The organism is Bartonella bovis 91-4, assembly GCF_000384965.1.
Lineage (GTDB): Bacteria > Pseudomonadota > Alphaproteobacteria > Rhizobiales > Rhizobiaceae > Bartonella > Bartonella bovis.
The window spans coordinates 1,534,028-1,556,475 of the sequence record NZ_CM001844.1 but is presented as its reverse complement, the minus strand read 5'-3'; the positions used below and the strand labels follow the sequence as shown (position 1 = coordinate 1,556,475).

Genomic DNA, 22,448 nt, shown 5'->3' with positions numbered 1-22,448 from the left:
GTTTAGATAAAAGTTAAAGTTGATCAACAGGAGAAAAAGATGGCATTAAAAATTCGTTTGTCTCGTGGGGGCTCAAAGAAGCGTCCTTATTACCATATTGTTGTTGCGGATGTGCGTAGTCCGCGCGATGGGCGTTTTCTTGAGCGTGTTGGTGCATGGAATCCCATGTTGCCTAAAGATCAACAGCGCGTGAAGCTAAACGAAGAACGTATTCAATATTGGCTTGGTCATGGTGCTCAGCCGACAGATCGTGTTTTGCGATTTTTGGATGCTGCTGGTTTGAAAAAACGTCCAGCACGTAACAACCCACACAAAGGTGAGCCTGGTAAAAAAGCACAAGAGCGTGCTGCAGCAGAAAAGCAAGCTGCTGAAGAAGCATCAGCTTCAATTGCTGAAAAAGCTGTATCAGAAGAGGTTGCTGCATCAGAAGAAGTATGAGTGCTTTAAATCTCATCAAGAGAAAAATTGTGAAAGCTTGTGTTTTAAGCAGGCAATCGTTGTTTGTTTTTATTTTAAAGATGTTTGCTTTGTCTTTAAAAAGTGGTTTGCTTTTTAAGCCATTAATTTGAGCCTTTTAAAAGTCAATAGCGCGGCCTTTAATTTCCCAGTCTCCATAGCGTGCTGGGTCTTTCCCGCCGCGCCCACCATTTTCCAAAGGCATATTTTCATGGAGTGCTTGTTTACGTCTTTGTGCAGCTTCTTTAAGGGCACGTTGTGCTTCTGGAGGAAGGGGGCGTTGTTTAAGGGAAGCTGCATTTTGTTTTGTTACATCTTGTTTTATTGTCTTGTTTTTTTGGTCCATTTTATACCTTTCTTCCATTGAAGAATCAAAAAATCCTTATCATATAGATAAGATATTATTACGCATTATCGTGGAGTTTTAAAGCAATGAATATTCTGCGCACAGCAATACTTGTGGCTTTTATGACTACTCTTTTTATGGGGGTTGGTTATCTTATCGCAGGAAGCAAGGGTATGGTTATTGCGCTTTTGATGGCAGGGGGGTTAAACTTTTTTTCTTATTGGAATTCGGATAAAATAGTTTTGCGTATGTATGGTGCGCGTGAAGTGGATCAGCATTTAGCACCTGTTTATTATAAGATTGTGCGTGAATTGGCAAAAAAAGCTTCTCTTCCTCAGCCGAAGGTCTATATTATGAACAATGAGCAACCCAATGCTTTTGCTACAGGGCGCAATCCGCATAATGCAGCTGTTGTTGCGAGTACAGGGCTGTTAGAACGGTTAAGTCCAGAAGAAATTGCTGGGGTCATGGCGCATGAATTAGCGCATATTCAACATCATGATACACTGATCATGACTCTTAGCGCAACAATTGCAGGGGCCATTTCTATGCTTGGTAATTTTGCTTTATTGATGGGAGGGCAGCGCAATTCTTCAGAGCAGTCGCATGGAGCTGGGGTACTTGGTGGTTTTATTGCTCTATTTGTGGCGCCTTTTGTAGCTATGTTAGTACAAATGGCTATTAGCCGCACACGTGAATATGCTGCTGATCGGCGTGGAGCTGAAATATGTGGTAATCCCTTATGGTTAGCTTCGGCTTTAGGTAAGATTGCAGGTGGGGGGCATATGGTGCATAATGAAGAGGCAGAGCATAATCCGGCAACGGCTCATATGTTTATTATTAATCCTTTAAAAGGTGAAGGGGCTGATAGCCTTTTTTCTACTCATCCAGCGACTGCAAATCGTATTGCAGCTCTTTATAAACAAGCCGAGGAAATGAATATATTTGATGAAAAAGGAAGTGGTTTGGATTTAAAGAATAAAGATTTAAATTTTAGCACTCAAAACAATGCTCTTAATCATCAGGAAAGGGGTGCTCTTCGGCGTACAACAGATCGTCCTTCTTGGCTTCGTCATCAGAACTTTAAAAAGCCTCGATCATAATATTTTAAAAGGGGGAGGTGTAGAGGTGTTATTGTGCAAAATAAAAAAGCGGAATGTATGTCTGAAAAGAGTGTTCCGGGATTGGTTGTTCGCCAAGTTTGTGCCCGTCTTTTAAGTGTGGTACTTGATAAGCATAAATCTCTTTCTGGTTTGACCGACCATGAATATGGACATCCACATTATTTAAAACTTTCACATCGTGATCGCTTATTGTGTCGAGCTATTTTAATGGCAGCTTTGCGTCATAGAGGTCAGATTACAGCTGCTTTATCACGTTTTTTAAAACGACCTTTGCCGCTTCAAGCATTGCCACTTCAGCATCTTTTACATGTCAGTGCAGCGCAAATTCTTTATCTTGATATTCCTGATCATGCGGCAATTGATTTAGCGGTGCAAATGGCTAAAATTGATCCCCGTATACGCCGTTTTTCAGGGTTAGTGAATGCTATTTTACGCAATTTTGCACGTAAAGCGGTGTGTTTGCGCATGCAAGAGCCAACCATTAAAGATGTTCCATCTTGGTTCGGGCAGCTTTTGGTGTCAACATATGGGGTTGATAAGGCGCATCAGATTTTAGCGATACAAAACAAAGCACCATTGTTTGATTTGACTGTAAAATCAGACAGCGTTGGTTGGGCAAAGCAGCTTGGGGGTATTGTTTTGCCTAATGGTTCGATTCGGCTTGGCACTTTAGATGGCCCTGTGGCTGATTTACCAGGATATGCGCAAGGGGCTTGGTGGATTCAAGATTTTGCAGCAGCATTACCTGCTTGTTTATTAGGAGATATTCGTGGCAAACGTGTTGTTGATTTTTGTGCAAGCCCTGGTGGAAAAACAGCACAATTGGTTTTACAAGGGGCAGATGTAACTGCTGTTGAAAGTTCAGTTAATCGGTTAGAACGTTTAAAAGAAAATATGGATCGACTTCATTTGTCAGTGCATTATTGGACTGGTGATATGAGAGATTTTTATTCTGAGCAGCTTTTTGATGCTGTTCTTCTTGATGCGCCTTGTTCTTCTACGGGGACGATACGCCGTCATCCAGATATTTTATGGACTAAATCGCTTGACGATATCGCTAAATTGGCGGCTGTACAATATGATTTACTTTTAGTGGCAATTGCTTTTGTGAAAAAGGGTGGACGCATTATTTTTTCCAATTGCTCATTGGCGAAAGAAGAGGGGGAAGACCTTATTGAAAAGATTTTGTCTGCGCGTGATGATATTGTTTTAGAGCCTATTTTAGCAGAGGAGATGGGTTCTATGAAGCATTTGCTATCTTCTAATGGTACTTTGCGCACAACGCCTGCTGATTGTTGCTATGATGATTGTAATATTAAGGACCCGCTGTTATTTGGAATGGATGGTTTTTTTGCAGCACGTTTACGCAAGGTGGCTTAATTAACGTTTCATTTACGTAAATCGCCGACATTCACTATTCATTATGTTTAATAAAAAAATGGTTAGGCATTTTGTTTGATAAAGAATGACTGGAGAGATAAGTGTGGCGATTGCGGTGGGAAGTCATCAGATAAAGACATCAGTTTTTGTGTATAAAGTGCTACAATCTCTACGGCGTTTATGGATGGGACCTTTATTTCGTTGGCGATTTTTGGGTTTTCATCCGCAAAGAATTTTAGCGCACCCCATTGATTTACACTTAGCTGATTCAAAAGTAGCGCATGAATTTTACCATGGCCGTTTTGCTTTTGCTGGTCGGGTTGTTCAGTCTTGTTGTCTTTCGCCTTTTACAGTAGTTCCACCAACGCCAGAATGGGAAGCAGCACTTCATGATTTTCATTGGTTGCGGCATATGACGGTAGCACGCAATCCATTGGCTATAGCACATGCGCGTTCTTTATTAGAAGATTGGCTTGACCACAGTGGTAAGAAAATAAAAGGGCTTCCTTGGAGTGGGGAAGTTGTTGCGCGACGTTTGATTGTATGGATTTGTCATTCGCAAATATTATTGGATGGTGCGAGTAAACAGTTTGAAAAGCGTTTTTTACATTCTCTTGGCTTCCAGTTTCGTTATTTACGTATATCAATTCGCAGTATGGAAGAAAATGATCAACGTTTACAAGCGGTGATCGCTTTAGTATTTGCTTCTTTAGCTTTGCCTGTTTGTGCTTCGATAAAGAAGAAAGTGCAAACTTATCTTATCTATGAGCTTTCGCATCAAATTCTTATCGATGGGGGGCATATTTCACGCAATCCTGCTATTTTGCTCAGTTTGTTGCTAGATTTATTATCTTTGCGTGATCTTTACAAGCGTAGCAATGAAACGGTGCCACGTATTTTAATTGATTCAGTTGAGCGTATGTTACCAGCTTTGCGATTTTTTATCCATGAAGATCGAACACTTGCACATTTTAATGGGGTTGGTCCTATTATCTCGGAGCACCTATCGGCTATTTTAGATTTTGATGAAACAGGGGGAAATCCTTTTAGCTATGCACGTTATTCTGGTTTTCAGCGTTTGCAGGCTAATCAAACAATTGTGCTTGCAGATACGGGAAAATTTCCACCACATTGTGCTTCACAGTATGCTTGTTCGGGGTGTTTGTCATTTGAGATGTCTTCTCAGGGAAAACGCTTTATTATCAATGCGGGTATTGCTCCTTATGGTGATGAGGAGTATCGTCATTTCGGGCGTATCACAGCGGCACATTCAACAGCAACAGTCAATGATTGTTCGGTGGGCATTTTTCGCAAAAGAAAGAGCCCAAATACTTCCCTATTACTTGAAGGACCGACAAATGTTAAAGTGCAACGTATAGAAGGAGCAGAGAAGATTGGTTTTGTTGCGTGCCATGATGGTTATGTGCGACCTTTTAATCTTGTTCATGAGCGGGGTCTTACTTTAACGACAAACGGAGCGACTATTGAGGGATTTGATCGTTTTTTTATGCCACACACTGCTCAGTCAAATAGACGTAAGACTGATTTCAATGAGCCCAGTTGTGTGGCAGTTCGGTTCCATCTTCATCCCAAAGTTGAGGTTATCCATAATGGAGAGTCTGTGCATTTGGTTGTGGAAGGTAGGCGGATGTGGCATTTTATGTCGCCTGATACGGATATTTATTTAGAGGATTCGATTGATTTTGCTGAATTAGAAGGTCCACAAAGTACGCAGCAAATTGTTTTATATTTGCGTCCTGCATTGACAGAAAAAATTCATTGGCGTTTTGTCCGCCTTGAGTCAGAGTAGTAATATGCTTACTGATAATGAAAGCAAGATGGTTTTATTATTTATAGATTAAAAGATTTAAGCGTTATGTTCTTTTAGTGTTTTGGAAAAGATATATATTCTATAATAATACATAATAAATTTGCTTGAATTTTAATCCTTTTATTTTTAGACTCTCTTTATGGCTGCTATTTCAAAAAATTATTCTGCTCCTGATCTTCATCAGGTCCGTCGTGCTCTTCTTTCTGTTTCTGATAAAACTGGTTTGGTGGAGTTTGCACAAGCGCTTCATGCTTATGGGATTGAGTTGATTTCAACAGGGGGAACATCCAAAGCATTAAAAGATGCTGGTTTACCGGTGAAAGATGTTGCTAAAATAACAGGTTTTCCGGAAATCATGGATGGGCGTGTTAAAACACTCCATCCTTTAATTCATGGTGCTTTATTAGGTGTTAGAGAAGATCCAGACCATGCAGCCTCTATGGAAGAATATGGTATTTGTGGAATTGATCTTGTTGTGGTTAATTTATATCCTTTTGAAGAAACGATTCAATCTGGAGCAGATTCGCAAACGATTCTTGAAAATATTGATATTGGTGGCCCAGCAATGATTCGCGCGGCAGCTAAGAACCATGCTTATACGGGTGTTGTGACATCAGTTTGTGATTATGATTTGGTTTTGGATGAATTAAAAAAGTGCAATGGGTGTTTAAGCTTTTTATTGCGTCGTCAATTAGCAGCGCGCGCTTATGAGCATACAGCTTCTTATGATGCAGTGATAGCGGGTTGGTTTGCGCAAGATTTAAAAGTTGAAATGCCACCTTGGAAGAGTTTTTCTGGTCATCTTGATAGTGTGATGCGTTATGGGGAAAATCCACATCAACGGGCGGCATTTTATCGTACTCATGATAAACGTTTTGGGGTTGCAACTGCGACGCTTTTACAAGGCAAAGAACTTTCTTATAATAATATGAATGATGCTGATGCAGCATTTGAACTTGTGGCAGAATTTGATTCTTGCAGAACTGCTGCTGTTGCTATTATTAAACATGCCAATCCTTGTGGTGTTGCTGAAGGGCAGAGTTTAAAAGAAGCATATTTAAATGCCTTGAGATGTGATAATATATCAGCATTTGGTGGGATTGTTGCTTTAAATCGCCCTTTAGATGAAGAGTGTGCTAGAGAGATTGTTAAGCTTTTTACGGAAGTGATTATTGCTCCTGGTGCGACAATGGAAGCACGTGAGATCATTGCACAGAAGAAAAATCTTCGCTTATTGATAACGGGCGGTATGCCTAACCCGCGTTCTGAAGGGCTAATTTTTAAAACGCTTGCAGGAGGGGTTTTAGTGCAGTCACGTGATAATGCGGTGGTTGAGGATTTGAAGCTTGAGGTTGTAACAAAACGAGCGCCCAGCCAAAATGAAATGCGTGACCTTCAATTTGCGTTTCGTGTTGTTAAACATGTGAAGTCAAACGCTATTGTTTATGCAAAAAACAGTGCAACAGTGGGTATTGGTGCTGGTCAAATGAGCCGTCTTGATTCAGCTAAAATTGCAGTTCATAAAGCTGAAGAAAACGCCAAAGGAATGGGTTTAACAAAGCCTTTAACCAAGGGATCTGTTGTTGCATCGGATGCGTTTTTTCCTTTTGCCGATGGTTTATTGTCAGCTGCTGAAGCTGGTGTAACCGCAGTTATTCAACCCGGTGGGTCAATGCGCGATAAGGAAGTTATTGCAGCGGCTGATGCGCATGATTTGGCAATGGTTTTTACAGGTGTGCGCCATTTTCGCCATTAAAATGGTATGGTTTTTTATTTACCAGCAGAATGAAAGAAATTTGGTGACATATTTCTTATGCTATAAATGCACGTCAGTTATGTGATTATAGCACAACTTATTTGTAAAATTTGCTCTATTCTATAAACTTCAGAAATTTAACATAAGATTTAGGTAAAAAACATGAACATTCTGCGGTCTTTTGGTTCTTGGCGCCGTTATCGTCGGACAGTTAAGGCATTAAATAATCTTTCAACGTATGAACTCAATGATCTTGGTATTAATCGGGGTGATATTCGTTCAATTGCGTGGCGTTTTTCGCGCAAATCTCTTTGATATTTATTTTTGATAAGCACTTACACTGAATCACTTGGGTGTGAATGGGGGGTGGTTTGATGAAAGGTTTGGTTTGCTCCTATTGTAGAAATAAGGGGAAGAGAGTGAAAAGGGGGTTGTTTTCATTGTCAGCTTTGCAACTGTGTGAGTGAGTTTCTTTGAAAAGAACAAGAAAAGTCTGTAAAGTTTCCAGTGCAATATTTGATAATATCTTAAAACGGTGCACGCCCTTCTTAAGAAAAGGTTGTTTTAGTTTTATTTTGTGAAATGTAGATTTTAGGGTGGGGCTTTTTAGTTATTATTATATTTTGAAAATAAAAAAAAGAATGCACCCAAAACACCAGCTGCTAAAATAAACCACGTTAGAGCATAGCTCAGGTGATTATTGTTAAAGTGTACAACTGTTAGTCCGACAATAGGAAGATCTCCTTGTGTGGCTATTTTTTGCGTAACATCAATAAAATAAGGGGCCACATTAGAGAGCCCTAACTTTTGGGCCATGGCGGGCAGTTGGCGTGTATACCAGAGATTTTGATCAGGGTTATTTTTGCGTGGAAATATTACATCTCCTTCGCTCATACGTAAAAAACCGGTGATTGTAATCTGTTCTATGTTAGTAGAAGAATGGGGATAAGGTGAGGCTTTTTCTTGCTCAAAGTGGTGGCGTGCATCCATAGGAATGAAACCACGATTTATAAAAGTCAGAGTGTTATCAGCTGTTTGTAAAGGGGTTAAAACCCAATAACCTGTGGTGTTTTGAGTGAGAGCTGTTACAAAAATATTTTTATCTGTTAAGAGATTTCCGGTAAGTGTAACGGGTCGATATTCATCTTTATCAAAAGTGATCCTCTTCCATTGATTTTGGGGTGGTGCTTTGATGGGGGGTAGGTGAATGCGCTGATTAACGCTGGCAATGAGATTTGTTTTCCAATTTAGTCGTTGTACTTGCCAGACGCCTAGTGCACTGAAGAGCAAAAAAAAGCCTATACATAAAATGCCGAACAAAATAGAAAAAAAGCTTATATTTTTGCTCTGAGATTTTGTTGGAGATTGATTCATCTTAATCATTAATTCTTTTTAACATGTTCAGCGTTTAAAGAAAATATTTTATGCATTTTTTTGCAAAAGTAAGTAATGTATTTGTCAAAAAAGGCAGTAATATTAGTGATGGAACTGTCAAAAATATGGTTAGTATTGGCAAAATAAGTATCAATAAGCATCAATAAATATCAAAAATGCTTGACCTTTTAATACCAAGGCCTTATAACCCCCACATTTCCAATGATGCTTGTTCAAGGTTGAATTTTGTGTGCTTGGCGTCCGTTTTGTGTTGCTGGATTTGGAATTTAAAAATTCTTAAAGTTTAGGGGTAAAGTCTATGTCTCGTGCCTGCGAATTAACAGGAAAAGCAGTTCAGTATGGGAATAATGTTAGCCATGCCAATAATAAAACGCGTCGTCGTTTTTTACCAAATCTTTGCAATGTGACATTAATTTCGGAAGTGCTTCAGCAAAGTTACCGTTTACGTATTTCAGCGCATGCTTTACGTTCAGTTGAGCATCGTGGTGGTCTTGATTGCTTTTTGGTGAAAGCTGATGATAAAGAATTATCACAACGTGCGCGTTTATTAAAACGCCAGATCATGAAGAAAAAAGCTGAACAAGCAGCTTGATTGATTTTGTTTAAAGCCGAATAAAATATTTGCTTTTGTTTTTTAAGGGTGTGTTTTAAGGTTTTGGTTATTTAGCCATACTATTGATTGATTCGAATTTATTACTCAGGTTACAAAGAATGTCTTCAACCTGTAAATCTTTAGTAGCACAGCAAAGAAAAAAACATATTATTTTTGCAAGTTTTGCAATGTGTTTAGCGGTAACTGCTTCCAATATTTTGGTTCAATATCCTATCTACTGGTTTAATTTGAATGAGATCTTGACCTATGGGGCTTTTACCTACCCAATTGCTTTTTTGATTAATGATTTAACGAATCGTTTTTATGGTCCAGTTGCGGCACGGCGCGTGGTGTATGCTGGTTTTATAACGGCTTTTTTTGTTTCTTGGGTATTAGTTACGCCACGGCTTGCAATTGCTTCTAGTATGGCATTTTTATTTGCACAATTGCTTGATATTTTGGTTTTTACACCTTTGCGACGTAAAACGTGGTGGAAGGCACCTTTGGCAGCAGCATTAGCTGGCTCAGCTTTGGATACGGTATTGTTTTTTGCTATTGCTTTTTCTAGTCATTTTAGCTTTGTTGATTACATGACAGATTATGTTGATGGTTCTATCGTGGATAACACAATATTTTTTGGGTTTGGTGTTCCAGTTTGGTTCTCGCTTGCTTGTGGTGATTTTTCGGTCAAAATAGTGATGAGTTTGGTTATGCTTGCGCCTTATGGTACAATTTTGAGAAGTTTTAGGGCTTCACTTTCAGCACACTACTAAAAAGCAAGTTTCTCTTTAGTTTTTCAAAATTTATCGTATCGATCTATAAAAATGGTAAGATTTTAGTATATTTTCGAAAATAAGGGCATTTGCAATGCGTGCTTATTTAAATGTTTGGTGCATGCAAATCATTTATCATAATTTTATCTTTTAAAAACATAGTGTGAGCAGTTAGGTTTTTTGGGATCAAAGAGTGTTGCTAATTGTTCGGTCACGGCATCAGCTAGTTCTTCGACGTTGATGATTGTCACAGCGCGTTGATAATAGCGTGTGACATCATGACCAATGCCAATGGCAATTAATTCTATAGGTGAATGTGTTTGAATTTCTTGGATAACAGCATGCAAATGCTTTTTAAGATAAGAACTAGGGTTAACAGAAAGTGTCGAATCATCAATTGGTGCACCATCAGAAATGACCATAAGGATACGGCGAGATTCGTGTCGTGATAGAAGGCGCTGATGCGCCCAAATAAGTGCTTCACCATCAATGTTTTCTTTAAGCAATCCTTCTTGCATCATTAGGCCTAAATTACGTCGGGCACGACGCCATGGTGTATCAGCGCTTTTGTAGATGATATGGAGCAAATCATTTAAACGCCCTGGGTTATCGGGTTTATTTTGGTTATTCCATTCTTTACGGGCTTGACCGCCTTTCCAAGCTTTAGTGGTAAAGCCTAAAATTTCAACTTTGACTTTGCAGCGTTCAAGTGTTTGCGCTAAAATATCAGCACAACTTGCTGCGACAGTAATTGGTCGCCCTCGCATTGATCCTGAATTATCAATGAGCAATGAAACAACGGTATCACGAAAGTGTGTATCGTGTTCTTTTTTAAAAGAAAGTGATTGCATTGGATCGATAATGAGGCGTGCAAGTCGTGCTGTATCGAGATGTCCTTCTTCAAGATCAAAATGCCAAGAGCGGTTTTGTTGTGCCATAAGACGCCGTTGCAGACGGTTTGCTAAGCGTGTAACAATGTTTTGGAGGTGATTTAATTGTTTATCAAGACAATGACGTAAATGATCTAATTCGCTTTCCGAACAAAAATGAGTCGCTTCTAAAATTTCATCAAATTGACGCGTGAAAACTTTATAATCGGCAAGTTTTTCCATTGGCTGACAAATATTGGAAGAATATTTAAATTTCTTTCGTTTTTGTTTCCAAGGATTCTCTAACTTTTCTTGGGTTATATCATCATTGCTTAACTGAGAGGCTTTTGTTTCCTCTTTATAGCTATCATTGTTTTGGTCAGTTATTTTTTGCTCTTTATTTTGAGAGTACTGTGCGCTTTCGTTTTCTTCTTTATCTTGATTTTTTATTTTAAGATCATTGTTTGGTTTTTTATTGCACGTCTGGTTAAAATTTTCATTTAATTGGTCGGCAATTTTTAATGCAATAAGCATTTGATAAGCAATACGTGCAAAAGCTTTTTGGTCATAAATATGATATGTAAGCTCATGTAGTTCTATTGCAGCTTTTTGTTCAATTGATTGACGCCATAATTCTAATATAAGCCCAGCTTCTTGCGGAGGGGGGCGTTTTGTTATCTTTTCACGCAGTAAAAGTGCAAGTGCATCTTGTAGAGGAGCTTCATTTTGATGGCGCACCATTTGGTAATGTTTTTTTTGGTATTTATCGGCGAGCATTGTATCAAGATTTTGAGCAATTCCTTCCATTGCTAAAGTGCCGATTGCTTCAATGCGTGTTTGCTCAAGAGCGTCAAAAACAACACGTGCTTCTGGTTGTATTGGGGCAAACTGAACATGAATGTGGGGATCATGCCATGCTTTGTACAGTGCTATGCAATCTCCCAGTGCGCGGGTAATGGCAACATTTTTTTGTGTTATGTATTGTGGTAATGTTGGTGGGCGAACATAAGCATAATTGTCGTCCATAGATGATTTGCTTTTGTTAAAAGTAACTTCAAAGTTACGTGTGCTAGAAAGTGTACGAATACAGATGGAGACAGCTTTTGGAAAGGCTGTGATGTCAAACTTACCGTTGAGGGGGTGGTCTATTAGATGTTTGCTGTGGTCACCAATTTCTGCCACCATGATTGGATGCATTCCCTTAAAGATTAGACATTATAAATTGAGTGATTTGGTAAGCTCTTTTCCAAAAGCACGTTGGTAAAATTCTGCAACAATTGCGTGTTCGAGTTCATCACATTTATTGAGAAAGGTTAAGTAAAAAGCAAAGTCAACATTTTGAAAAATTTCGGTATTTTCTGCCCAAGTGATTACAGTGCGTGGGCTCATAACTGTTGAAAGATCACCATTGATAAAGGCTTGGCGTACCATGTTGGCTACATGCACCATTTGTGAAACTGTTTTTTTTCTTTGAGGTGTTTGGAAATATTTAACTTTCGAGCAAACGATATTGACTTCATTGTCATGGGGTAAATAATTTAATATCGCCACAATAGACCATCGGTCCATTTGAGCTTGGTTAATTTGTTGTGTGCCGTGATAAAGCCCTGTTGTATCGCCAAGACCAATAGTATTTGCAGTCGCAAAAAGACGAAATGCTGGATGAGGGGTGATAATGCGGCTTTGATCAAGTAAGCTCAATCGTCCAGAGGCTTCAAGTACCCGTTGAATGACAAACATAACATCAGGCCTGCCTGCATCATATTCATCAAAGACAAGAGCGATGTTATTTTGATAAGCCCAGGGCAGAATGCCATCTTTAAATTCAGTAATTTGTAGACCATCTTTCAAAACGATAGCATCTTTTCCGACAAGATCAATGCGACTGATGTGACTGTCAAGGTTAATTCGAATACAAGGCCAGTTAAGGCGTGCGGCAACTTGTTCAATATGTGTTGATTTACCAGTACCATGATAGCCAGAAATCATAACACGACGATTAAAAACAAAACCTGCTAAAATGGCTAAAGTTGTTTGCTTGTCAAAAAGATAATCGGGATCTAAGTCAGGAACATATAGGCTTTTTGCACTAAAAGCGGGTATTTTCATATCTGTGTCAATATGGAATATATCGTGAGCGCAGACTGTGATATCGGGAATGTCGATGGCATAATTTGTTTTTGTCATTGTTTTCCTGGAAGGATATCCATTCTTTATTATTTGAGTTGAAAAACAATACAAGACATCAGTTACTTATGCAATGCTCTGTAAAAAGGGGAACTGAGGGGATTAAGGAGATCTGTCCGCTTTAATATTTCATGATGTTTTTAGACAAAAAGAACAGTTTACACTAAAATAGGATCACTTAAAAAACAGATGATCCCCCTTTAGCACAAGCCAGATTTTTTAAGTAAATTATAGGCATGTAAAACATCGCGGAAACGTTCTTCTGAAGAACGGTTACCACCATTGGCATCAGGATGATGTTTTTTGACCAGCTCTTTATATTTTGTTTTAATATCCTCAGCTGAAGCATTTGCTTGTAACCCTAAAGTATCAAAAGCTTTGGCTTCTAAAGGTTTTAATTTTCGCGAGGTCGTATTGGCTGAGTAACGTTTGGTGAAAAATGAAAAAGGATCACGCATACGGTTTTGATAAGCTGCTGTTCCAGAGCGAATCGTTGCATAATGAGGGGATGTTTTTTTGGATGTACTATTGCTTAGCCCAGCAGACCACGTAGGGCGGTGCCCTGTAAGGGCGTCTTTTTGAAAATTAGCGATATCTTTATCACTAAGGCCTGAGAAATAATTAAAATCTTTATTGTAAGCACGTACATGATCAAGGCAAAAATAAAAATATTGCCCTTCACGGTTACGGCCTGCTGGCGCTTTGTGCACCCCCGTTTTTTCACACCCCTCCCATTGACACTGTTGAGCTTGTGACTCACCTTGTTTTCTTTTATTGGAGCTGATACGAATTGAATCAAATAATTTAGATGTTGTAGCCATGTTTTTGGTTTATGCAAAATCGGTATGTTTGACAAGGATTGACTTTGAAAATTTATTTTCATACTTAATGTAGTGTCTAAGATGGCTAATTACACTATCCATTTTAGTGGAGAGTAAAGAAAAAATGTCTACTACGATTCAAACAGTCATCGAAACAAAGCTTCGTGATGCTTTTTGTCCGCAGAAACTTGAAGTGATTAATGAAAGCAGTCTTCATGCAGGGCACCGTCATAAAGGTGGTGTTTTTGATAGCCACGGGGAAACACATTTTCGGGTAAAAATTCTCTCTTCTTTTTTTTCAGGCACGTCGCGGGTAGAGAGACACCGGGCGATTTATAAAGTTTTACAACAAGAATTAGAAACACATATTCACGCTTTGGCTCTTGAGGTTGAAGCTGTTTAAGATATTTTTTTCGATTCAATAACTTTTGAAGCACGAGGATGTGTTTTTTGATAAACTTCTAATAAGCGGTCTGTATCAATATGGGTGTAAACCTGTGTTGTTGATAAACAGGCATGGCCAAGTAATTCCTGAATGGTACGCAAATCCCCTCCACGTGATAAAAGATGGGTTGCAAAAGAATGACGCAGTGCATGCGGTGTAGTTGTTTCTGGTAAACCAAGACGAGCACGCAAGTTTTGAACAAGGCGTTGAATAATAGCCGCCTGTAAAGGACCGCCTCGAGTGCCACGAAACATTGGTTGAGTGCTCGCTAAAGGGTAAGGGCAGCATTTAAGATAAGTCTCTACCATTTCATGAACGGTTTTAATCAATGGAACTAGACGCGCCTTACCCCCTTTTCCGATTACAGATAGGCTTGTTATCTCTGGATCAGAAAATTGTTCTGGTGTAAGTGCTAAAGCTTCAGATATACGCATTCCACAGCCATAAAGGAGTGCTAAAACGGCAACATTACGGGCAATAATCCATGGCTCATCTGCTTGTTGATTTTCTGGTTTGACTATATGCAGTGCTGCTTGTACGCTCAAAGGCTTAGGCAAAAGCTTTGGATGTTTTGGTGTGCGAATAAGTTTAGCAGCCAGGGTATCAACGATTCCTTCACGTGATAAGTAATTAAAAAAAGAACGCAAACTTGCTATATTTCGGCTTAAGGAACGCGCACTTATTTTTAATGTACGACGATAAGCCAAATAGGCGCGTAAATCAGCTACACACAAATCAGTAAGGTCTTTGCAAGTTACTTCATGTCCGAGGTGATGACATAAAAAAATCAAAAACTGCCGGGTATCACGTTCATAAGCCTCTTTTGTTCGTGTAGCCATACGACGTGTTTTTACAAGAGCCTCCAGCCATTTTTTTCTTGCAACTAAAAGACCCTGCTCCGCTGGGATCAGAGGAGCATTTTGGCCTTTTTTGTTATTATTATTAGGAGACATTCCTAGTTAAGGGTGTTTTTTTCCTTTTTAGGTTTTTCAAGGCGGGCCTTTTCACTAGCCTGTCCGTTTGTTTTTTCTTTCTGTTCCACAGAATTGGCTGCTTGACTTGCACCTTTTAAAGAGAGCACCTTTAGAAGGTTATTCATTGATAGAAGATGCGCAAAAATTCGCCCTAAAAAGCCGTTTTTATGCAATTTAGCAAGCTGATGAGCGGGTAATTTATGGAGTTTTTCTTCATCAACAATCCAGAAGTCTTCTAATTGAGCTGAAAGACCTTTGTCATTTTTAACATTAATTGACTTTTGACAAAGAAGCTCCATCTTAACAAGGGTATCAATGAATTCAGCGGTTCTTTCCATACCGATTTTAAAGTGCTCGAGGAAATTGATACGCTCTTCCATGAAGGGAGAAATAGATCCATCGGAATTGAAAAGTTCTATGCCTGTAACGTCATTAAACATACCTGATTGTTGATCAAAACAAACAGAAAGCTCTTTTTGATCTTGTATTTGCGCAAGAACAAAAGGATAACGACGAATAAAAGCGGGAATATAAGTGTCACGTTGCCAACTTTTATCAGCAGTGATGTAATTATTGACATCATTAGAAAGGCCGACTAGAGCAATGGATGTGTAGTGGCGTTTTTTTTGCTCATCTTCTGCACTCATAAACAAGATAGGATAGTCTAGAGCGGCTTGAAAATATTCATCACTTGCTAGGGGAACCCAATGAGTGTCTTTTGCAAAAGACATATCTTGTGAGGGATTAAATTTAAGACTTCTGTGAAAGGTCTTGTTGATTGGAGTAACATTTTTGTAAAAAAGCATAATATTCGCCATCAGACTTCTCCTTTTTCATTCACTATATGCCACAAAATACGCTTTTATAGGATTTTTGTATGGCAACAAGCTCTAATGGACAATAATTAAGTATATAATGATTCTTTCTTTTTAAAAGAGATAGCATTATACATGAAACAAGAGAGAAAAAAACTTAAAAAGGTAATTTGTTTTGCCGTTATTGGTGCAGCCCATGGAATTAGGGGAGAGGTTTGGGTTAAGGTGCTAGGAGGTGAGCCCGAGCGTTTAAAAACTTATGGTGTCCTTTATGATGAAGGAGGGCGCTGTTATGAAATTATAACATTTCGGGTACAAAAAAGCGATGCAATTGTGCGTTTTAAAGGGGTGGAAGAAAGAAGTACTGCTGAAGCTTTAAAGGGAATCAACCTTTATATTAAGCGGGATCAATTGCTTGATGATTTAGCTGAGGATGAATTTTATCAAATCGATTTGATTGGGCTTTGCGTTTATGATGATGCAAGCAAGCTTCTTGGTGAAGTAAGCGGTTTTTTTAATTTTGGTGCTGGTGATTTACTTGAAATCCATTTAGATAGTGGCAAAAAAGTGCTCATTCCATTTAACAAGGCGGCTGTACCGGAAATTTGTGTTGCTTCTGGTTTTATTATTGTCAACCCAATGGCAGCTGGTTTAGTTGCGTGAAAGAAGAAGAATAAAACAAAGGGGGTGAACAAAGAGAGTGGGATGAGGAAGTAAACATGGGATTTCAAGCACATATTTTAACACTTTATCCTGAGATGTTTCCAGGGTTATTGGGTTATTCTTTAGCAGGGCAGGCTTTAGCGCGAGGGATATGGTCGCTCAATACAGTACAGATTAGGGATTTTGCTTTCGATAAACACCACAGTGTTGATGATACACCGGCTGGTGGTGGTGCTGGTATGGTGATGCGGGCAGATGTGTTAGCTGCTGCAATTGATAGTTGCCCCCGTGATTTGCCAAGATTTTTGTTGAGTCCACGTGGACGCCCTTTTAACCAAAATTACGCTCGTTCTTTGGCTTGTGGTTTAGGTGTGATATTAGTATGTGGTCGTTTTGAAGGGGTTGATGAACGCGTAATAAAAGCACGAAAATTAGAAGAAATTTCAATTGGTGATTATATTCTTTCAGGTGGAGAAGTGGCTGCATTGGTTCTTATGGATGCAATTGTGCGGCTTTTACCCGGTGTTATGGGTAATCAAGCTTCTGGAGAATGTGAAAGTTTTGAGAATAATTTGCTTGAGTATCCCCATTATACACGTCCTTCAATTTTTGAAGGGCTCACTATTCCAATGGTATTGACATCAGGTCACCACAAAGCTATTGCAGATTGGCGTCAAGAGCAGGCTGAATTATTAACACGTCAACGTCGACCTGACCTTTATGCTCTTTATACCAAAAATCTTCGAAAAGCTTGATTCATCTTTAAAGATGGTGTATTGCACAACGCATTTTTAAGAGAGTTTTTTGAAAAGAGTTCTCTATAGATTTAAAAGAAAGAAATTCTAAAAGAAAATAGTGTATTCGCTCTTGTTTAAAGCAGAGCTCATCTGTTTAAAGGATAGCCTAAAGAATATCTTTTCTGTATGAAGGGGCGTTTTTAACAAGAGTTGAACGCTCTGACTGTTCGAAAAGAACATGAAGGATGAAAGAAATGAATATTATAGCGCAGCTTGAAGCTGAACAATGCGCAAAAATTGAAGAAAAACGCCAGTTCCCAGAATTTCAGGTGGGAGATACGTTGCGCGTTTCGGTACGTGTCACAGAAGGTACACGCACACGTGTTCAGGCTTATGAAGGAATTTGCATTGCACGTTCTGGCGGTGGTTTGAATGAGAATTTTACAGTGCGCAAAATTTCTTATGGTGAAGGTGTTGAGCGTGTGTTTCCAATGTATTCTCCTTTGGTTGAGGGTGTTGAGGTTGTTCGCCGAGGTAAAGTTCGCCGTGCAAAGCTTTATTACCTTCGCGCTTTAAGAGGAAAGGCTGCACGTATTGCTGAAAAGAAAGATTACCGTAAGAGTGGTAAGGTTTCTGGGGGAGGAGAAAAAGCAGTCATTGCAGAAAAAGTTGAAGATAAGATTGCTGAATAAAATATTTCTTTAAAGTTTAAGAAAAAGGCGGCTTTTATGCCGCTTTTTTGTTTTGTGGGGGATAATTGCGCTTTAAAAAACTTTTTTTATAAGGAATTTTTAAAGAGTTAAAAGCAATCTTATGGAGATACTTGGTGATAGGATTTTAGAGAATCATTTTGTTTCTCATTGAAAAATGGGAAATTTTTTTGTGATATTTTGTTTATAAAATGACAAATTTCTACAAGCTTTTGGAAAAACGCTAGCTGATTTGTTGTTTTATATTTGAGTTGATTTATTCTGATCTTAAAAAATGTTTGTGGTGGTTCACTTTAATAATATTTTTTGTAATGGATTGTTTGCTGCAAAAAACTGTCAAGAAATCAATATGTTCTTTAGAAAATGGGCGCATTGGAGGAAGTTGTAAGGATGATACTCATTGGTTATGTGAATAAAATTGTTCCAATGATTTTTGCTATAGATGAATATCTCAGATTTTTATGGAGGAAATGCGGTTTTTATGAAGGAACAAGTGTAAGCAAAAGCTGTAACTGGGTTATTGAAGTTAAATTTGGTATGTGTGGATTTGGGTATTCAATCTATTGATCTCTTAAAAAGGGTGGTGTGTTCTTGATAAGAGAAGTTTTATTGTGTGTTGAGAATAATTTGAAAGTTCTCTGGCAAGCAGGGCGATAATTCGTTTTTATTCATAATAATTTGAATTATAGCTAATGATTTAAAGTGTAGCTATTTGTGAAGTATTTCACTACTATTTAATGGCAGGATTTGAATACGTTTGAAAAAAATACATGTTTGCGTTGAAAAAACAATGTTTAAGCCTTTGACGTGAAGATAAAATTGTACTAAACAAAGCAAGCTTTATAGTTTAGCGCTATAGACTAATCGGTTTTTTTTATGCGCGACCTTTAATCCGTTATTTGAGATAACCGACCTGTAATGTGCGCCTTTAGGTATCAAAATTGGAATGCGCTTGATCATTTTATACGAGTTTTCTTGTTGTGATGAAGTTGCAATGAAAGTCAGGTCAGAGTTTTTATGATAGAGACATCTAGGATAAAAGATCGCCCTTATTCTCCCCATTTGAGTATTTATCGTTGGTCGATTACTATGGCGATGTCAATTGCGCATCGTATCACTGGTGTAGTCCTTTATTTTGGAATGATATGCTTCGCCATTTGGTTGGGATCAATTGCTTGCGGGGGTGACACATTTAAAACGATTAATAGGATTTATGGATCTTTCCCGGGGCTGTGTATTTTATTTCTTTTTACGCTTGCGGGGGTTCATCACATGGTTGGTTGTATTCGCCATCTTGTTTGGAACATAAAGCCTTGTCTTTTAGCCAAAGAAAAAGCCACTGCGACTGCTTGGGCAACTGTTTTTATTACCCTTATTGTAACGTGTGCAATTTGGGTTATTGGGTACGGGTTGTCTTGATAGGGGATGGAGAGAGGTATGAAAAAAGATTTTCGAACAGAATTTGGGAAAGTGCGCGGTTTGGGAAGTGCGCATGAGGGAACAGAGCATTTTTGGCTAGAAAATCTAACAAGTTTCACCAGTGTGCTACTTTGGATATTTTTTATTATTCTTATCGTTTCACTTGTGGGGGAGGAGTATGGTGTTATTTACGCACGACTTTCGCATCCTGTTGTGGCGATTTTAATAGGGTTGATGACTTTTTCAAGCCTTTATTATATGAAACTTGGAATGCAGGTTGTTATTGAAGATTATATTCCATATGGAAATTTGCGGATATTATTTTTAGTATTAAACACCTTGTTTTGTTGTGTTCTGGGTGGTTTCATTATTTTTGCTCTTTTAGAAATCGTATTGGGAGTTTAACCAACATGGCAGTATCGTCTTTGGGCTCTAAAGTGGGTTATGCTCCTTATCACTATGTGGATCATAAATTTGACGTTGTTGTTATCGGCGCTGGTGGTTCGGGTTTGCGTGCAACCCTTGGCATGGCTGAACAGGGGTTGAGAACAGCATGTATTACAAAGGTTTTTCCCACTCGTTCACATACAGTTGCAGCGCAAGGCGGTATTGCAGCGTCTCTTGCAAATATGGGGCCTGATAATTGGCAGTGGCATTTATATGATACAGTGAAAGGCTCTGATTGGCTTGGTGACACTGATGCGATGGAATATTTGGTGCGCAATGCTCCTGCTGCTGTTTATGAATTAGAGCATTATGGGGTCCCTTTTTCGCGTACACAAGAGGGTAAAATTTACCAACGGCCTTTTGGTGGACATACAACGCAGTTTGGAGAAGGGCCGCCAGTTCAACGCACTTGTGCTGCGGCTGATCGTACTGGGCATGCTATTTTGCATGCGCTTTATGGGCAAAGCTTAAAACATAATGCGCAATTTTTTATTGAATATTTTGCGCTTGATTTGATCATGACCGATGGTGTGTGTACAGGTGTTGTGGCGTGGAATCTAGATGATGGTACAATTCACCGTTTTTCTGCTAAAATGGTTGTTTTAGCAACAGGTGGTTATGGACGTGCTTATTTTTCCGCTACATCAGCCCATACATGTACAGGTGATGGCGGTGGAATGATTGCACGCGCTGGGTTGCCGCTTCAGGATATGGAATTTGTTCAATTTCATCCTACAGGTATTTATGGTTCTGGCTGTTTAATTACAGAAGGAGCGCGTGGAGAAGGTGGTTATTTGATCAATTCGGAAGGTGAACGCTTTATGGAGCGTTATGCACCTTCTTTTAAAGATTTAGCTTCACGTGATTTGGTTTCGCGTTGTATCACGCTTGAAATTCGTGAAGGACGTGGGGTTGGTGCAAAGAAGGATCATATTCATTTGGTTCTCAATCATATTGATCCTGCTATATTGCATGAGCGTTTACCGGGGATTTCTGAATCAGCGCGAATTTTTGCAGGTGTTGATGTGACAAAAGATCCTATCCCGGTTTTACCAACGGTTCATTATAATATGGGCGGTATTCCCACCAATTACTATGGGGAAGTTTTAAATCCAACAACCGGTTCGCCTGATTGTGTTCAACCAGGTTTAATGGCTGTGGGTGAAGCGGGGTGTGCATCTGTTCATGGTGCCAATCGTTTGGGTTCCAATTCATTAATTGATCTTGTGGTATTTGGGCGTGCGGCTGCAATTCGTGCAGGCAAGGTGATTGATCGCAATGCAGAGATTCCGGCGATTAATGAAACGGCTGTTGATGAAATTATGGCACGTTTTGATCGTTTGCGCTTTGCTAAAGGGCATACACCAACAGCGGTGCTGCGTGAAAAAATGCAACGAACTATGCAGGAAGATGCTGCAGTATTCCGTACGGCAGATTCTTTAGAGCAGGGGTGTCAGCGAGTAAGTAAGCTCTGGAATGAACTTTCTGATCTTAAAGTGACAGATCGTTCGTTGATTTGGAATTCTGATTTGGTTGAAACATTAGAGCTTGAGAATCTGATGGCAAATGCAATTACGACAGTTTATTCTGCGGCTGCGCGTTTAGAAAGCCGTGGGGCGCATGCGCGTGAAGATTATCCAGAGCGTGATGACAAGAATTGGCGTCGCCATACACTTTCACATTTATCAAAAGATGGGAAAGTAACATTATCTTATCGGCCTGTTCACGTGGATCCATTAACATCTGAAGCAGATGGCGGTATAGATTTAAAACGCATTGTGCCTAAAAAACGTGTTTACTAAGGGGAAAATGAGTCATGGTTCAAATTAGGCTTCCCAAAAATTCTCGTGTGAAGGCCGGAAAGATTTGGCCTAAACCTGAAGGTGCGACACAGCTGACAGAATTTCACATTTATCGTTGGTCACCTGATGATGAGGATAATCCTCGTCTTGATACTTATTATGTGGATCGCTCAGCATGTGGTCCGATGATTCTTGATGGTCTTTTATTTATTAAGAATCATATTGATCCAACTTTGGCGCTTCGTCGGTCGTGTCGCGAGGGCATTTGTGGTTCGTGTGCGATGAATATTGATGGGGCCAATACACTGGCTTGTACAAAGGGGATGGATGATGTGCAACACCCCATTAAGGTGTATCCTCTTCCTTCTATGCCGGTTGTTAAAGATTTGGTCCCTGATTTGAAGCGTTTTTATGCGCAGCATCGTGCCATTGAACCTTGGTTGCAAACTGTTTCACCTGAGCCTGCGAAAGAATGGTTACAAAGCTATTCTGATCGTCAAAAAATTGATGGTCTTTATGAGTGTATTCTTTGTGCGTGTTGTCAAACGTCATGTCCAAGTTATTGGTGGAATGGTGACCGTTATTTAGGGCCTGCTGTTTTGCTTCAGGCTTATCGTTGGATCGCTGATTCGCGTGATGAGATGAGCGGGGAGCGTCTTGATAATCTGGAAGATCCTTTCCGGCTTTATCGATGCCATACGATTATGAATTGTACGCAAACTTGTCCAAAGGGTTTAAATCCTGCTAAGGCGATTGCTGAGATTAAAAAGCTTATGGTTGAACGCCGTTTTTAAAAAATTTGTTTATTGATAGAGACAAAAACAATAGGAAGAAGCGGGGGTATATGTATTTCTGTCTTTTTTGTATGTTTTTTAATTTTTAAGATGTGGTCATTGAATTTTTTTA

General features: G+C 39.2%; 23 protein-coding genes. 16 read left to right on the top strand and 7 right to left on the bottom strand.

Going from position 1 to position 22,448, the window contains the following annotated elements:
* Nucleotides 1–39 precede the first annotated feature (39 nt).
* Complete coding sequence (rpsP, locus tag BBBE_RS06810; RefSeq protein ID WP_010701777.1) at nucleotides 40–438, top strand: 30S ribosomal protein S16; 399 nt, start codon at nucleotides 40–42, stop codon at nucleotides 436–438.
* 136 nt (nucleotides 439–574) lie between these two features.
* Here rpsP and BBBE_RS06805 read toward each other — a convergent pair whose 3' ends face one another.
* Entirely contained in the window at nucleotides 575–802 is a 228-nt protein-coding gene (locus BBBE_RS06805) for a DUF1674 domain-containing protein (RefSeq protein ID WP_010701776.1), read from the bottom strand.
* An 86-nt stretch (nucleotides 803–888) separates the two neighbouring features.
* On the opposite strand from BBBE_RS06805, the gene htpX reads away from it, so the two are divergent.
* From htpX to BBBE_RS07295, 5 genes are all read left to right on the top strand, one after another.
* A complete protein-coding gene (gene htpX / locus BBBE_RS06800; RefSeq protein WP_010701775.1) occupies nucleotides 889–1,905 on the top strand; it encodes a zinc metalloprotease HtpX in 1,017 nt (338 codons plus the stop codon).
* Between the two features lie 57 nt (nucleotides 1,906–1,962).
* Nucleotides 1,963–3,306, top strand: a complete 1,344-nt coding sequence (locus tag BBBE_RS06795) for an RsmB/NOP family class I SAM-dependent RNA methyltransferase (RefSeq protein WP_192812773.1) — start codon at nucleotides 1,963–1,965, stop codon at nucleotides 3,304–3,306.
* Nucleotides 3,307–3,391: 85 nt separating this feature from the next.
* Nucleotides 3,392–5,116, top strand: coding sequence for a heparinase II/III family protein (locus tag BBBE_RS06790; RefSeq protein ID WP_022708798.1), 1,725 nt, complete (start codon nucleotides 3,392–3,394; stop codon nucleotides 5,114–5,116).
* Between the two features lie 160 nt (nucleotides 5,117–5,276).
* The gene (gene purH, locus BBBE_RS06785; protein WP_010701772.1) at nucleotides 5,277–6,893 is read left to right on the top strand and encodes a bifunctional phosphoribosylaminoimidazolecarboxamide formyltransferase/IMP cyclohydrolase; all 1,617 of its coding nucleotides are present in this window, start codon (nucleotides 5,277–5,279) and stop codon (nucleotides 6,891–6,893) included.
* A gap of 162 nt (nucleotides 6,894–7,055) precedes the next feature.
* Entirely contained in the window at nucleotides 7,056–7,208 is a 153-nt protein-coding gene (locus BBBE_RS07295; protein ID WP_010701771.1) for a DUF1127 domain-containing protein, read from the top strand.
* A 291-nt stretch (nucleotides 7,209–7,499) separates the two neighbouring features.
* Here the strand turns inward: BBBE_RS07295 and BBBE_RS06780 are convergent, their stop codons facing one another.
* Complete coding sequence (locus BBBE_RS06780; RefSeq protein WP_010701770.1) at nucleotides 7,500–8,276, bottom strand: SURF1 family protein; 777 nt, start codon at nucleotides 8,274–8,276, stop codon at nucleotides 7,500–7,502.
* 310 nt (nucleotides 8,277–8,586) lie between these two features.
* Here BBBE_RS06780 and rpmB point away from each other — a divergent pair, with 310 nt between their 5' ends.
* Nucleotides 8,587–8,880: a 50S ribosomal protein L28 gene (gene rpmB, locus BBBE_RS06775; protein WP_007476415.1), complete on the top strand. Its 294-nt coding sequence runs from the start codon at nucleotides 8,587–8,589 to the stop codon at nucleotides 8,878–8,880.
* 119 nt (nucleotides 8,881–8,999) lie between these two features.
* Nucleotides 9,000–9,653, top strand: a complete 654-nt coding sequence (locus tag BBBE_RS06770; protein ID WP_010701769.1) for a VUT family protein — start codon at nucleotides 9,000–9,002, stop codon at nucleotides 9,651–9,653.
* Between the two features lie 143 nt (nucleotides 9,654–9,796).
* On the opposite strand, the gene cobT is transcribed toward BBBE_RS06770, so the two are convergent.
* The 3 genes from cobT to BBBE_RS06755 form a co-directional block, all read right to left on the bottom strand.
* Nucleotides 9,797–11,707, bottom strand: a complete 1,911-nt coding sequence (gene cobT / locus BBBE_RS06765) for a cobaltochelatase subunit CobT (RefSeq protein ID WP_010701768.1) — start codon at nucleotides 11,705–11,707, stop codon at nucleotides 9,797–9,799.
* 30 nt (nucleotides 11,708–11,737) lie between these two features.
* The gene (gene cobS / locus BBBE_RS06760) at nucleotides 11,738–12,709 is read right to left on the bottom strand and encodes a cobaltochelatase subunit CobS (protein ID WP_010701767.1); all 972 of its coding nucleotides are present in this window, start codon (nucleotides 12,707–12,709) and stop codon (nucleotides 11,738–11,740) included.
* A 200-nt stretch (nucleotides 12,710–12,909) separates the two neighbouring features.
* The gene (locus BBBE_RS06755) at nucleotides 12,910–13,530 is read right to left on the bottom strand and encodes a J domain-containing protein (RefSeq protein WP_010701766.1); all 621 of its coding nucleotides are present in this window, start codon (nucleotides 13,528–13,530) and stop codon (nucleotides 12,910–12,912) included.
* Nucleotides 13,531–13,654: 124 nt separating this feature from the next.
* Between BBBE_RS06755 and BBBE_RS06750 the strand changes: the two genes are divergently transcribed.
* Nucleotides 13,655–13,933, top strand: coding sequence for a BolA family protein (locus BBBE_RS06750; RefSeq protein ID WP_010701765.1), 279 nt, complete (start codon nucleotides 13,655–13,657; stop codon nucleotides 13,931–13,933).
* Here BBBE_RS06750 and BBBE_RS06745 read toward each other — a convergent pair.
* Both BBBE_RS06745 and BBBE_RS06740 read right to left on the bottom strand, forming a co-directional pair.
* Complete coding sequence (locus tag BBBE_RS06745; RefSeq protein WP_010701764.1) at nucleotides 13,930–14,928, bottom strand: tyrosine recombinase XerC; 999 nt, start codon at nucleotides 14,926–14,928, stop codon at nucleotides 13,930–13,932. The genes BBBE_RS06750 and BBBE_RS06745 overlap by 4 nt on opposite strands.
* A gap of 2 nt (nucleotides 14,929–14,930) precedes the next feature.
* Entirely contained in the window at nucleotides 14,931–15,767 is an 837-nt protein-coding gene (locus BBBE_RS06740; RefSeq protein WP_010701763.1) for a SapC family protein, read from the bottom strand.
* A 132-nt stretch (nucleotides 15,768–15,899) separates the two neighbouring features.
* Between BBBE_RS06740 and rimM the strand changes: the two genes are divergently transcribed.
* From rimM to BBBE_RS06700, 7 genes are all read left to right on the top strand, one after another.
* Complete coding sequence (gene rimM, locus BBBE_RS06735; RefSeq protein WP_010701762.1) at nucleotides 15,900–16,427, top strand: ribosome maturation factor RimM; 528 nt, start codon at nucleotides 15,900–15,902, stop codon at nucleotides 16,425–16,427.
* Nucleotides 16,428–16,483: 56 nt separating this feature from the next.
* Nucleotides 16,484–17,182, top strand: a complete 699-nt coding sequence (trmD, locus tag BBBE_RS06730; protein WP_010701761.1) for a tRNA (guanosine(37)-N1)-methyltransferase TrmD — start codon at nucleotides 16,484–16,486, stop codon at nucleotides 17,180–17,182.
* Nucleotides 17,183–17,418: 236 nt separating this feature from the next.
* Nucleotides 17,419–17,856, top strand: a complete 438-nt coding sequence (rplS, locus tag BBBE_RS06725) for a 50S ribosomal protein L19 (protein WP_010701760.1) — start codon at nucleotides 17,419–17,421, stop codon at nucleotides 17,854–17,856.
* Between the two features lie 1,035 nt (nucleotides 17,857–18,891).
* Nucleotides 18,892–19,293, top strand: coding sequence for a succinate dehydrogenase, cytochrome b556 subunit (gene sdhC, locus BBBE_RS06715; RefSeq protein WP_010701759.1), 402 nt, complete (start codon nucleotides 18,892–18,894; stop codon nucleotides 19,291–19,293).
* Between the two features lie 18 nt (nucleotides 19,294–19,311).
* A complete protein-coding gene (gene sdhD / locus BBBE_RS06710; RefSeq protein ID WP_010701758.1) occupies nucleotides 19,312–19,698 on the top strand; it encodes a succinate dehydrogenase, hydrophobic membrane anchor protein in 387 nt (128 codons plus the stop codon).
* 5 nt (nucleotides 19,699–19,703) lie between these two features.
* The gene (sdhA, locus tag BBBE_RS06705) at nucleotides 19,704–21,542 is read left to right on the top strand and encodes a succinate dehydrogenase flavoprotein subunit (protein WP_010701757.1); all 1,839 of its coding nucleotides are present in this window, start codon (nucleotides 19,704–19,706) and stop codon (nucleotides 21,540–21,542) included.
* 14 nt (nucleotides 21,543–21,556) lie between these two features.
* Nucleotides 21,557–22,336: a succinate dehydrogenase iron-sulfur subunit gene (locus BBBE_RS06700; protein WP_010701756.1), complete on the top strand. Its 780-nt coding sequence runs from the start codon at nucleotides 21,557–21,559 to the stop codon at nucleotides 22,334–22,336.
* Nucleotides 22,337–22,448: the final 112 nt, after the last annotated feature.